General features: G+C 38.5%; 9 protein-coding genes. 5 read left to right on the top strand and 4 right to left on the bottom strand.

Annotation, left to right across the window (positions count from 1 at the left end; genetic code table 11):
• Nucleotides 1-153: 153 nt before the first annotated feature.
• Nucleotides 154-2748 carry a primosomal protein N' gene (priA, locus tag SLP02_RS10380; protein WP_319420581.1) on the bottom strand — a complete coding sequence of 865 codons (2595 nt, stop codon included), beginning with the start codon at nt 2746-2748 and terminating at the stop codon, nt 154-156.
• A 790-nt stretch (nt 2749-3538) separates the two neighbouring features.
• Between priA and SLP02_RS10375 the strand changes: the two genes are divergently transcribed.
• The 3 genes from SLP02_RS10375 to SLP02_RS10365 all read left to right on the top strand — a co-directional run bounded on the left by SLP02_RS10375 (nt 3539) and on the right by SLP02_RS10365 (nt 6672).
• On the top strand, nt 3539-4645 hold the full coding sequence (locus tag SLP02_RS10375; protein WP_319420580.1) for an RNA polymerase sigma factor, RpoD/SigA family: 1107 nt from the start codon (nt 3539-3541) through the stop codon (nt 4643-4645).
• Nucleotides 4646-4892: 247 nt separating this feature from the next.
• On the top strand, nt 4893-5288 hold the full coding sequence (locus SLP02_RS10370) for a universal stress protein (RefSeq protein ID WP_319420579.1): 396 nt from the start codon (nt 4893-4895) through the stop codon (nt 5286-5288).
• A gap of 154 nt (nt 5289-5442) precedes the next feature.
• Nucleotides 5443-6672, top strand: a complete 1230-nt coding sequence (locus SLP02_RS10365) for a UvrD-helicase domain-containing protein (RefSeq protein ID WP_319420578.1) — start codon at nt 5443-5445, stop codon at nt 6670-6672.
• 72 nt (nt 6673-6744) lie between these two features.
• Here the strand turns inward: SLP02_RS10365 and SLP02_RS10360 are convergent, their stop codons facing one another.
• Nucleotides 6745-7071, bottom strand: coding sequence for a VOC family protein (locus SLP02_RS10360; protein ID WP_319420577.1), 327 nt, complete (start codon nt 7069-7071; stop codon nt 6745-6747).
• Nucleotides 7072-7309: 238 nt separating this feature from the next.
• Between SLP02_RS10360 and SLP02_RS10355 the strand changes: the two genes are divergently transcribed.
• Together SLP02_RS10355 and SLP02_RS10350 are read left to right on the top strand one after the other, a co-directional pair.
• Nucleotides 7310-9196 carry a fatty acyl-AMP ligase gene (locus SLP02_RS10355; protein ID WP_319420576.1) on the top strand — a complete coding sequence of 629 codons (1887 nt, stop codon included), beginning with the start codon at nt 7310-7312 and terminating at the stop codon, nt 9194-9196.
• A 64-nt stretch (nt 9197-9260) separates the two neighbouring features.
• Nucleotides 9261-10838 (top strand): alpha/beta hydrolase, encoded by a 1578-nt coding sequence (locus SLP02_RS10350; protein ID WP_319420575.1) that lies wholly within the window; start codon nt 9261-9263, stop codon nt 10836-10838.
• A gap of 253 nt (nt 10839-11091) precedes the next feature.
• Here SLP02_RS10350 and SLP02_RS10345 read toward each other — a convergent pair whose 3' ends face one another.
• Nucleotides 11092-12063 (bottom strand): quinone oxidoreductase family protein, encoded by a 972-nt coding sequence (locus SLP02_RS10345; protein ID WP_319420574.1) that lies wholly within the window; start codon nt 12061-12063, stop codon nt 11092-11094.
• Nucleotides 12064-12405: 342 nt separating this feature from the next.
• A complete protein-coding gene (locus SLP02_RS10340) occupies nt 12406-12573 on the bottom strand; it encodes a DUF1427 family protein (RefSeq protein WP_319420573.1) in 168 nt (55 codons plus the stop codon).
• Nucleotides 12574-12681 lie beyond the last annotated feature (108 nt).

Below are 12681 nucleotides of genomic sequence, written 5' to 3'. Positions count from 1 at the left end.
TGCGTTGGGAAGGCGGCTTTTGGGTCAGAAGATTCTGTCCCAAAAGCCGCCATCGGTTTCACCGACTTGAGCGCGAGATTCGCGGAATTTAGTTCCGCTTGAATAATCGCGCTGTTGAAGCAACTGCCGAACCCGAAGGGCGAATCGCCCCTACTAGTCCATATTGATCGGATCGACATCAATGGTCATGCTGACAGATTGGGGAATATGCGATCGCAAGTTATTTAAATCTGGTAAATTAGCTTTCTCGGCTGGGGGAAACTTGAGTAAAATTTGCCAACGATAACGGCGGGCAACTCGCATAACACTAGCGGGTGCAGGGCCTAAGATATCATATTCTGAGTTGAGAATGTCGATCAGGCGATCGCAAAGAGTTCCAGCAGCCTGTTCTACTTCTCTAGGATCGATGCTACTGAGCTTAATTAAAATTAGATTACCGTAGGGAGGATAGTTTAATTCTTCTCTCTGGCTTAATTCTATTTGGCTAAAGTTATTATAGTCATGGGTTTTGACTGCTTGAATTACAGGGTGTTCTGGGGAGTAGGTCTGCACAATTACTTTGCCTGGAATATCTCCTCTGCCTGCCCTTCCTGCTACCTGGGTTAAGGTCTGAAATGCTCTTTCTGCTGCCCGATAATCACTACGATGCAGTAAACCATCGGCTGCAACAATACCCACTACCGTCACTCCTGCAATATCTAATCCCTTAGTCAGCATTTGAGTACCGATTAAAATATCAGCCTCTTTGTGGATAAAGCGATCGATTAACTGGCGATGCGCCCCTTTATTTCTGGTGGTGTCGCTATCAAAGCGAATACATCTAAGTTCAGGAAACAGTTTTGCTAACTCCTGAGTGACTTTCTGTGTACCACTGCCGAAAAACTTGAGATAGGGAGAACTACATTCAGGACAGATATCAGGCTGCAAACGAGTGTGATTACAATAGTGACAGCGTAATAGTTTTGCTGCGCCTTCATGGCTATAGTGATAGGAAAGAGACACATCACAGTCAGGACATTCCATCACGTAGCCACAACTGCGACAGGAGACAAAGGTACTGTGTCCCCGTCTAGGGATAAATAAAATACCCTGTTGTTTTTGTGACTGCATATCGGCGATCGCATTTTGCAGAGACAAGCTAAAGATTGAGCGGTTGCCTCGACTCAATTCCTCTCGTAGATCGACTATTTCTACCTGGGGTAAAGGGCGGGAACCAATTCTTTCAGGTAAGGATAGATAAAATGTTTTGTTTGTTGATTTGAGATCTGGTTTTCCCGCAATTTCCTGTAAGGGCTGTTCGCGAACAGCCCCTACATCATTTTTTACTGCTACCAAACTTTCTAAAGACGGGGTAGCTGAACCTAAAACTAGAGGACAATTTTCTAATTCTGCTCGCCACTGTGCCACTGTACGGGCGTGATAGGTAGGTATAGGGCGATCTTGCTTAAAACTAGAGTCATGTTCTTCATCTAAAACAATTAAGCCCAGATTGGGCAAGGGTGCAAAGATAGCCGATCTCGTGCCAATAACTACTTGGGGTTCTCCCTGGATTGTTTGTCGCCAGGTGTCGTAACGTTCACCCTCAGAAAGCTTACTATGATATACACATACTTGTTCCCCAAAACGAGCGCGGAAGCGATCTGTTAGTTGGGGAGTTAAGCCAATTTCAGGGACTAAAACTAAAGCGGATTTTCTCTGTGCCAAAATTGGTGCGATCGCCTGAAGATATACTTCAGTTTTGCCCGAACCTGTTATCCCGTGTAAAAGAATCTTGGCATAATTAACCTGAGCATTAATTACGGCTAGAGCATCTGCTTGAGCTTTATTGAGTTCTTTGGGTCGATCTTCTACCTGAACAACTCCTTGCTCTTTACGCAGAATTTCCCTCTCAGAGAGAATCACGTAGCCTTTTGTTTCCAGTTTTTTAATCGTCGCCGATGTAGTGTGACATAGCTGAATCAATTCTTTTAGCCACAGTTCACCACCTCGATTTTTGAGTACCTGTAATATTTCTTTCTGTCTAGCCGTCAAATCATTTAAAAAGCTTGCTGCTGCTAAGGTAACGGCAGTTTTTAATTTTGGCTTGGCTCGTTTTGGTGGTTCGAGATAGTTTTCAATCCAGCCTCGTTTGCTTAGTTCGCGGATTCCCCGACTTGCTCCTTTGATCTGATTTCTCAGATAGTTAACGCTATAGTTGCCTTCTTTTTGATTTTGCAGCAGTCGTAAAATATTGCCTGCAATTAGGCTACAAAATGCTTCTGCACCAGGAGGAATAGTCTCAGTATTTAATCTAATTCTTCTTTGCGATCGCCCTAACAAACCAGGGGGAAGTGCGACGCGAATTGCGCTCATCAAATCGGCACAGTAATAGTCGGCAATTCGACTCAACAACTGCCAATACGTATTGGCAAAAAAACCCGATATAACCACGTCATCAAGGGGACGAATCTTATTAACGTCAAAGTTTTGAGGAGGTGAGGTCAACAAACGAATCGCAATCCCTCCAGTTATCTGCATTCCAAAAGGTACGCTGACAATATCTCCTGAATACACTAGCAAATCATCAGGAATGCTGTAGGTATATAGTCCTTGTATTCCAGGACAATCAACTAAAACTTCAACCCACTGCTGATTGTTGACTCTATAGCTCTCTTGAGGTTCGGCTACAGCTAAAGGAGTAACTGATTTTGAGCGAGATAAGTCTTCGTAATTTAGCTCAGACAAATTGTTATAAATAGCAGTTGACATTAAAACAAAACTTTTATTTGCTCGTACAAAAATACTATCCTACATTCTTGTGCTTTTATCTAGAGCAATTTACTTGAACTTAAGTAATTTTACTGAAGAATTTTAAATTTCGTTTACATAGGAAATTATAGTTGTTTTAGAAAAAAAGATAACTAGTGTTTCTCTAGTTACAATTTTTAATTTAAATAAATGCTACTCATATTATTTATTTAGGGTTTTCAAGTAGATAAAATTTGACAAACAAAAATATTTAAGTGTGATTGATCTTTAATTAGTAGCAAGTGCCTAAAAATGTTCAAACATAAGTCATAGCTTCCTTACAAACATTCATTTTAAGTAAGAACGACTACATTTTTGATCTAGATCCTATGAAAAAATACAATATTATTACCCAGAAAATTTGTAACTAAGCCAGAATTTATTCAAATAACTAAATATAAGTAAACAAAAGCTGTTACTCTTATTTTTGCAAGGGATTTGCTAGATCATAAAGTTTCACTCCAATTCAGGCTAAAAAAATATTAAGAAAAGGTTTGTTTTTGTAACGGTAATTCATAAACATGAGATTTTAGTCACTAAAATATAAATTAAACTGGCAAAAAAATAAGTTAAAAAAGCAAAGTTCCCCAACTTAATTACTCTTCTTTTGACTTTCAAAGTTTTGAAGTCTAATCACAAATTCAACCTAAAAACATAAGTAAAGCAAATATATATTTATAACATCAGTAAAGGTTAATTATCAGTATTTCCTCAAAATAAGACCTCTTTTAATAAAATAGGAAGCAAAGCAATGACTACAGTGAAATTAGTAGAAAACAATAATTACAGCGTAGACATCTTAAGCAATGAAGATTCGGAATTTATCAAAGAAGATTTAAAGCTGGTTGAAGCAGAATTTTCTTTAGAAAATCAATATGGTGCTGAAGTTGGGAGTCGGCGCAAGCTTCCTTTAGAGGATAATATTGGGGCTTTTTTCAAAGAAATGGCTCGCTATCCTTTATTAACTGCTGAGGAAGAAATTATCTTAGCTAATGATGTCAAGCTATTGCTTCAGGTGGAAAATACTCGACAAAAATTAGCGCAAGAGCAAAAAGAACCTACCAAGGCTGAATTAAGCCAAGCAATGGGATTACAATCAGAACGACAGCTAGATTTGCTGCTCTACCGAGGAAAAGTAGCCAAGCGTAAAATGATTCGCTCCAATTTACGTCTGGTAGTCTCCATTGCCAAACGCTATCTTAATCGCGGTGTGCCTTTTCTAGATTTGATTCAAGAAGGTGCGATCGGTTTAAATAGAGCTACTGAAAAGTTCGATCCCAATAAAGGCTATAAGTTCTCTACCTATGCCTATTGGTGGATTCGTCAGGCAATTACCCGCACTATTGCCAATGATGCTCGCACAATTCGTTTACCCATTCATATAGTTGAAAAGCTCAACAAGCTTAAAAAAGCCCAGCGTAACCTTAAACAAAAGTTACAGCGCAATCCTAGCGAAATTGAATTAGCTAAGGAGCTAAAAACATCTACTTCGCAGTTGCGTCAACTTCTAGAGTTGCGTCGCCAATCTTTATCCCTCAATCATCGCGTTGGTAAAGCAGAAGACACAGAGTTAGTCGATCTATTAGAAGATAGCGATCTACAGCTTCCTGAAGAGCGGATGAATGAAACCATGATGCGTCAGGAAATCACTGATGTTTTAGATGATGTATTAACACAGCGGGAAAAAGACGTGATTTGTTTGCGTTACGGTTTATCTACCAGCCAAGCTTACACCCTAGAAGAAGTAGGGGGAATGTTTAGTCTATCTCGTGAAAGAGTACGTCAGATTCAAAGTAAAGCTATGCGGAAGCTACGTCGCCCTCAAGTAGCTCGCCGTCTCAAGGGATGGTTGAACTAATATACAAGTAGTGACGAATAATCAACAATTGAAGCAGCAAGCAGTTATAAGTTTTGAGGCTTCTTTTTTTTGTGACTTAATTTGCTAAAAAGAGAAATAACGATCGACTCTGAGCCTATAAATGACCAACGTGATTACTTATAATTGATTAAATTTGTTTAATTTTGGCTATCGATCGCAGTTTTTCTGCAACAATAAGTCAAGAAAACAGTATTAAGATTAATTTAGCTTTATTTTCTAGAGGAAGATGTTTAAGACTGTTTTGTTTCCCATAGAATTAACAAGAGAGGCTCGCAAAGCGATCGAGCTTACGGCAAATATGGTCAAGTTTCATAATAGCAAGTTAACTATATTATCAGTAGTCGAAACCGATGATCGAGGAGCGATGAGTTCAGAAGAACAGGTAGCTAAGTTGCTCCAAGAAGCTAAATTGTTTTTCGCCCAACAGGGAATTGTTGCTGAAACTGTAGAAAAATCAGGAATTCCCGCTTTTACTATCTGCGATGTTGCCGATGAGATTAATGCAGATTTAATTATTATGGGTTGTCGGGGTTTGGGGTTGATTGATGAAGAAGCTGCAATGGATAGTGCAACCAACCGCGTCATTAATTTGGCTAATTGTCCTGTATTGGTAATTAGTTAGTAGCTAGGCAAGATTAATTACATAGCGATCGCTAATTCAGCTATATCGAGTGCGGATAATTACTTTAAATAAAGTTACGCCCTAAGTAGTTCTCAGTAGAGACGCTGCCAAAAAATCCGCATAGGATCTAAATAAAGATTTTGATAATTTTAAAATGTGGATTAATTTTGAACAAAGCTTAGGGCAAAGATTAGAACTTGAACAGTTAAATCAAGAACAAGATAGGTCTAAAAATTTGCGTTCTAAAGGTGCAGCAATTGTCAGGGGTGCTGCTGGATCTGGTAAGTCTTTAGTATTGAGAAATAGAGTTAAAAAGTTAGCTGAAGATTATAATAAAATTTTGATTTTGACCTACAATCGCTTTATGAATAGCTGGTTAAAATCTAATTTAGAAGCCAACAAAGTTGAGAGTTTTGAATGCTTAACTTTTCATCAGTGGGCATATAGAAATTTAAAATATAGTTACGATGATGACGTTAGCAAACTGGTAGAATTAGCTCGTAAATGTCCTAAAAGATATCAGGCAATTTTAATCGATGAGGCACAAGATTTTCCTGATGAATGGTTTCAAGCTTTATTAGAAGTTTTAGATCGGCGAACTAACGCTTTATTTATTGTTTATGACAATACTCAATCGGTTTATGGACAATCTCATCGACGCAAATCAGATTGGAGTTGGAAAAGTTTAGGCATCAATATTCCTGGAGGGCGATCGCAAGTTTTTGAGCTTAACTATCGTAATTCTCCAGAAATTTTGGAACTTGCCTGGAAGTTTATTGCCCCAGCCTTAGCCACAGCCGAAATAAGAGTAGAAAAAAAAGAACGAGATGAAACTGGAAAAGTGATTCATACTCCTAGTATTAGTAGTGTAATTGAACCTAAGAAAAAACATTCTCGTAGTTCAGGTATTAAGCCTTTATTACTCGAAGTTTATTATGAAGATATGCCAGATAAAATTGCTGCTCAAGTTCAGGAGGCTTTAGAGGTTCATGGTGAATCTTCAATTGGTATTTTGGTGCATCCTCAAGCTAAAGATTTAAAACAAGAAATAAGCAAAGAATTAACCAAGTTAAATCTAGAACATCATGCTCCTGAAAGTTCAGGCGATCGCGATCGCAATGTTGTTAATCGTCCCTTTGTAATTGTTGATTCTTGGAATGCTTTAAAAGGTGTAGAATTTGATGCAGTAATTATTGCTGGAATAGATAGTTTATCTGCATATAAATTAGAAGAAAAAGAAATTAGTTTTGAAGCTAAAGCGGGGTTATATACAGCGATAACAAGAGCAAAAGATCACTTAATTATGCTCTATGAAAATAAAGATCAGGTTGTCTTAGAAATTGAAGCTGCTCTTAATTCTCCTGATTGTTTGTCAGAAGGTTGAGCAAAAAGTTTTTAGTCCCTGCGGTGGGTACACCTTGGCTAGTCGTTAGTTTTTAGTTTAACAAGCATTAATTCAAGATTCTGGTTGATAATTAGCTTTTGACCATATTTCGTTAATTTCTTCTGCCTGTTGACTAGCGGTAAAATTTTCCCAAACAATACCGTTAACGTCGGTTTCAACAGACATACTTAAAGCAGTAGAATCTTCCCATCCCAAATGTCTTAATTCTCCTGGTTGGCAAGATGAATCTTGTCTAATAGAAACATTGAGCGTTTCTGTTCGCCACAGAGCATATTCGCCTGAAATGACTAAGCAGGGTTTTGCTGATAATCGTTTACTATAGTCTTTAATAGTTGCTTTAATGTCGTTAGTGGAAATTGCTAAATGCAGCTTTTTCATTTACAGCTTTCAAATACACAAACTATAAAAGAATATTATCTCGTTATAACCTGCAAGATCAATTTACCCAACTAAATATTTTTTACTATATCTAGAAATAATAAATTTTTGTACAGATTGTTACTTTTGCATCTTTAAAATTTTGATAAGTAGAGCGATCGCAACATTCAAATTTTAAGATTGCATCGAACCCAGGTTATATTATGGTTTAATTTGCATCGAGTGAAAGATAGCCATAATGTCTAGTCAGCCAAACTCTAACATCGTTAAAATATTACAGCAGCGAGTCATATCTCAAGGCGAGGATACAGCGTATATTTTTCTTGAGGATGGTGAGAATAAAGAAATTATACTGACCTATCAGGAGTTAGAGGCTAAGGCAAAAGCGATCGCGCTTTCACTACAGCAAGTCGTCGATCCTGGCTCTAGAGCTTTACTGGTATATCCTTACAGCGGTGGCTTAGAGTTTATTACGGCATTTTTTGGCTGTTTGTACGCGGGGGTTGTGGCTGTACCCTGTCATCCGCCTAAAAACCGCTTAACTACCGTAGAAGTACAGACCCGCATTGTCTCTGCGGGTGCAGAAGTAGTATTAACTGAATCTAGTTTGTTTAGCAAGCTAAAAACTCAGCTATCTAAGTGGGGATACGCTTGGCTACATTGTTTAAATACAGACAAAATCAATCAAACTCAAGTTGATGATTGGACTCTACCAAAAATAAATGCCGATACTTTGGCTTTCTTACAATATACCTCTGGCTCTACAGGCGAACCAAAGGGAGTAATAATTACTCACGGGTGTCTAATGCAAAACCAAGAGATGTTGAAACAGGCTTTTGATCATACCAAAGATTTAGTAGGTGTGGGTTGGCTACCTTTGTTTCACGACATGGGCTTAATTGGTAACGTGATCCAGCCTATATACATAGGTGCGTTTTGTGTGATGATCTCTCCCATTAGCTTTGTGCAAAAGCCAATTCGTTGGCTACAGGCGATAAGTAAATATAAAGCAACTACCAGCGGTGCGCCAAATTTTGCCTATGATTTATTATGCGATCGCGTCACGAAAGAACAAGCAGCGCAATTAGACCTGAGTAGTTGGTCAGTGGCGTTTTGTGGCGCAGAACCAGTGCAAACAGCAACTATGGAGCTATTTAGCCGTAAATTTGCTAGCTGTGGCTTCAAGTCAACGGCATTTTATCCCTGCTATGGCATGGCGGAAGCTACTCTAATAATTACAGGCGGAGATAAAGTCAAGTCGCCTACGGTGAAGTATTTAGACAAGATTGCTTTAGAAGAAAATAAGGTAGTTATTGCCGATAAATTACAGCCAGTCACAACTACGATAGTTAGCGCGGGTTATCCTTGGTTAGATGGCAAAATTGCGATTGTTGCTCCTGATTTTTTAACCGAATGTGCAGTCAACGAAATAGGGGAAATTTGGTTTTCCAGTTCAAGTGTGGGACAAGGATACTGGCAGCTACCAGCCAAAACCCAAGAGACTTTTCAAGCAAGTTTAAATGGTCAAGGTAAATATCTGCGTACTGGAGATCTAGGCTTCATCGATCATGGAGAATTATATATTACTGGTCGTCTTCATGATGTGCTTGTTTTTTGGGGCTTGAATCATTACCCTCAACATATTGAACAAACAGTAGAACAATGTCATCCTGGATTAAAACCTAATTGTGGTGCTGCTTTCTCGATTGAGGTAGAGGGAAAAGCAAGATTAGTGGTTGCTCAAGAAATAGAGCGCACTTATCGCCAATTTTTAGTTATGGATGAAGTGGTAGCAGCTATCCGTTGGCAGATATTTCAAGAACATTTTATCGACATTTACGGTATTGTAATGCTTAAGCCAGGACGGATACCCAAAACTTCTAGTGGCAAAGTTCAACGCAATGCCTGCAAAGCCATGTTTCTTGACGGTAGTTTGGAGGTTTGGTCACAGTGGTATTTAAGTAATATCAAAAAGAGTGATGTAACAGGGTTATTCCAAAGATATACTAATCCGATCACCTATCTTAAAATGTTATCGGCGATCGCCAGAGGCAAAATACGCCGTTGGTTGTATTTACTCAGTAACTCCACAATCAGTTTTGGGCAGAAATCAGGGAATAATTAAAATTGCGGAGTTATTAGTTATTAGTGGTTAGTTATTAGTTATTAGTTCAATTAAAAGCAGATTTATGTTTCAAAAATTTAGACTAGCTAAATATACTCTGTTATTAGCGATGTCTGCGACTAGCTTCGCGATCGCAATTACCACTACACTAGCAATTAAATCTCCCGCCATCTCAGCAGAAAGAATAGATTTTAACTATAGTTTGCTCGGTTTTAAGATCCAGGTCGAGGACTTAGAAGCCTTTGCCAAACATGGAAAAATCAGCAGTAGTCTCAATTTTTATCTTAAGCGTATCTCACCGAAGCAAACTGAGAGATTACAAAAGCTTTTGCGCCAAACTTATAATGTCAATCAAGTATTGGTCTATCGCTACTCCCGTACTGACTCTGGCGTTAAAATATTACAGCGCATCGGTGAGATAATTAAACTACCTGGAGACATCAATGGTTTTTATGGGTTGCGGGCTGCGGTGGTACAAAGTGCGGGATCTGCTAAAGGGGTTAACTTAGTTGATTTTTTAAAACGTTTCCCTACAGATATCAAGCTAGATCTGGCTGAATTACTCAAGCTGGTTAAGCAAGTATCCAATGCCGAAGATGATACTCAAGAGTTTATTGCCAGCTTAGACCAGGGGAAAACTTCAGGCGAGAATAATATTAAAAATATTCCAGACTTTTCTAAGCCAGGTCAATTTCAAGTAACCAAACAAACATTAGACTTTTATGACCCTAAACGCGATCGCAATTTAGTTACCGATCTTTATTTACCAGCAGTCAATAGCAAATCTACCCCTGTAATAGTAGTTTCTAACGGCTTGGGTGCAAAACGCGCTCGCTTTCAAGATTTGGCAGGTCATTTGGCTTCCTATGGCTTTGCGGTGGTTATTCCCGATCATCCTGGGAGCGATCGTCAACGACAATTAGACTTTGTTAGAGGTTTATACAAAGAGAATTTTGATGCCACAGAATATATAGATCGTCCCTTGGATATTAGCTATATTTTGGATCAATTAGCAAAAATTAATCCAAAACAGTTAAATAATAGTCTTAATCTAGAGCAAGTTGGTATTTTTGGCTATTCTATCGGCGGGACGACGGCTCTTTCTTTGGCAGGGGCTGAGATTGATTTTCCCCAATTAGAACATGATTGCGCTCAACAGCTTGATTTACTCAATATTTCTGTTTTATACCAGTGTCGTGCTTTAGATATGCCGAGAAAAAAGCAGTCTCTAAAAGATGATCGTATCAAGGCTGCATATATGTTTGTTCCGTTTGGCAATAGTCTTTTTAATAAACAGAAGCTTAAAGAAATATCAATCCCAATGATGTGGCAGGTTGTGGATCGAGATTTTCTAACTTCGCTGCTAAATGAACAGGTGCCTTTATTTAAATCTTTAGAGAATAGCAGCCGCCATTTGGTAATTTCCGAAAGACTACCCCATTCTAATGTCACCTTAGCAAACGAGCAGCAACATTCGCAAGCAAAGGCTTTTAATGTGGCAAAAACTTATCAAAACATTCTCTCGTTGGTTTTCTTTCAGAATTATATTGCCCAAGATCGAAAATATAGCCCTTATTTGAGCGCAGAATATATTAAAGCGATCGCTCAAAAACCTTATAGTCTGCATATTTTAGCCAAATAATCGGACAAAAGATAAATTTCTGTAAACTAGATTTGAGTCAGCACAGCAAACTCAAAAACTCGGCTATTACGCAACCTATCCTATGCTGCCAAGCAAACTGCGGGAGATAACTGGCTATTGGTAGGAGATGTTAATTTCTTTGATCGAGCAAATTAAAAAGCTAGCACATTCTGGACTTGGCGAAGCTCGCCACTCTGTATAGTCGTCACATCCTGATGCCGATGAATACCGAGACTTACCTGGGTCTTTACGGCTATTTGGAAGTAATTAAAACTGTTCCTTTAACTTTTCTGTCGTTTACCTGTTGATAAGCGGTGACTGCTTCTTCTAAAGAGTAAGTTGCGCCAATGTCAATAGAAGGCTTATCGCCTTCTAAATTAGAAGTCAACTTTTGCAAAACCTCTGCACAGGCCATAGCATCTAAATGTAAGGTATTTACGCCGATTAGTTTCAAATCTCGTCGATAAAAGTCTAATAGGTCAAAGCTAACCTTACTTTTGCCCGCAGATGCGCTAATTTCAATGATGCGTCCGCCAGATCCTAGTGTAGGCAAACATTGCTCAAACAAAGATCCACCAACAGTATCAAAAACTACGTCTGCACCTTTGCCATTAGTAGCTGACATTACGGCTTCAGTTAAATCCTGTTCTTGGAGATTGATCGTTAGATCTGCACCATTAGCAACTGCTGTCTCTGCATCAGAGTCTCTGCGAATTGTACCTATAGTTTTTGCCCCTCGCCACTTGGCTATTCGCATAGCTGCACCGCCAACACCTCCAGTCGCACCAATAACCAATAATGTCTCGCCTTCGCTCAAAGCTGCGCGCTCTATTCCTGTAAAGGCAGTAACGTAAACTACACCTATAGCTGCCGACTCTTCTAAAGATAAATTCTTCGGTTTGGGTTTAACTGCTGCTTCGGGTAAAGAAATAAACTCGGCATGAGTGCCATCGCGGGTAAAGCCTAATTCACCTCCTGTTCCCCAAACCTCCAAACCAACTAAATTACTACTACCTTCAATTACTACTCCTGCAAAATCTCGACCTGGAATACGCGGTACGGTGGTATGGGACATTTTACCCAACACATTTTTGACATCGCTGGGATTAATCGCTGCTGCTTTTACCTTTATTAATACATTTCCCGATTTAACATCAGGAGATGGTAAATCTTCAAGCTTGAGTTGTTCGAGACTACCAGTTTGTTTAAACTGAAGAGCTAGCATCTTGTTAATTTCTTCCAAATAAATATTTGACCCATGAACAAAATGTACACTGTTTAGTTTTAGCTAATGTAGTATAAAAACTCCCTATCACTGCCTAAATTAGCAAACATATTTGGCATAAAAGAAACGTAGACAATTAGTTCTTACTTACTGCTAAAATAATCGTGAACCATTAACTATAAGTCTAAAACAGACAAACAAAACTTCTCTACTCTATTCTTGACTTAATTTGTCAAATCTTGCTCTTAGAAAAAAAAATTAGACAAAAATACTTCAAACAGGGGCAAAGATAGTTTTAAATTTGAGATAGTTAAGTAATCCTATGCTTGACAAAAACTTAGGCTAGCCAGCCAAATTTTGTATTTGTTGATAAACCCAACTACCTAGTAGCATTCCTCCCAAGCCAATCAAACCTGCTAAGGGTGGAGCGGGTAATGGTAATTTAAAAAAAGAAAAACCAATTCCAATTATGCAGCCACCAATTAAAGAAAGTACAAATTGTTTAATCATTTTGAGTTCAACATAAGACTACTGATTGAAATTAAACCAGATTTTTGTTTTTAAAATGATCGGTAAAGTTGACTATTGCTTTAATTACTTAAACTTAGTAGAGTTGCT

The organism is Pleurocapsa sp. FMAR1 (assembly GCF_963665995.1).
GTDB lineage: Bacteria > Cyanobacteriota > Cyanobacteriia > Cyanobacteriales > Xenococcaceae > Waterburya.
Note: the sequence above shows the minus strand (reverse complement) of the source record. Positions and strands in the feature narration are given on the sequence as shown.

Excerpts from the sequence above, each read along its gene's own strand:
- SLP02_RS10340 (WP_319420573.1), bottom strand. The coding sequence starts at position 12,573 with ATGATTAAACAATTTGTACTTTCTTTAATTGGTGGCTGCATAATTGGA.
- SLP02_RS10355 (WP_319420576.1), top strand. The coding sequence starts at position 7,310 with ATGTCTAGTCAGCCAAACTCTAACATCGTTAAAATATTACAGCAGCGA.
- SLP02_RS10365 (WP_319420578.1), top strand. The coding sequence starts at position 5,443 with ATGTGGATTAATTTTGAACAAAGCTTAGGGCAAAGATTAGAACTTGAA.
- SLP02_RS10350 (WP_319420575.1), top strand. The coding sequence starts at position 9,261 with ATGTTTCAAAAATTTAGACTAGCTAAATATACTCTGTTATTAGCGATG.
- SLP02_RS10370 (WP_319420579.1), top strand. The coding sequence starts at position 4,893 with ATGTTTAAGACTGTTTTGTTTCCCATAGAATTAACAAGAGAGGCTCGC.
- SLP02_RS10375 (WP_319420580.1), top strand. The coding sequence starts at position 3,539 with ATGACTACAGTGAAATTAGTAGAAAACAATAATTACAGCGTAGACATC.
- priA (WP_319420581.1), bottom strand. The coding sequence starts at position 2,748 with ATGTCAACTGCTATTTATAACAATTTGTCTGAGCTAAATTACGAAGAC.
- SLP02_RS10345 (WP_319420574.1), bottom strand. The coding sequence starts at position 12,063 with ATGCTAGCTCTTCAGTTTAAACAAACTGGTAGTCTCGAACAACTCAAG.
- SLP02_RS10360 (WP_319420577.1), bottom strand. The coding sequence starts at position 7,071 with ATGAAAAAGCTGCATTTAGCAATTTCCACTAACGACATTAAAGCAACT.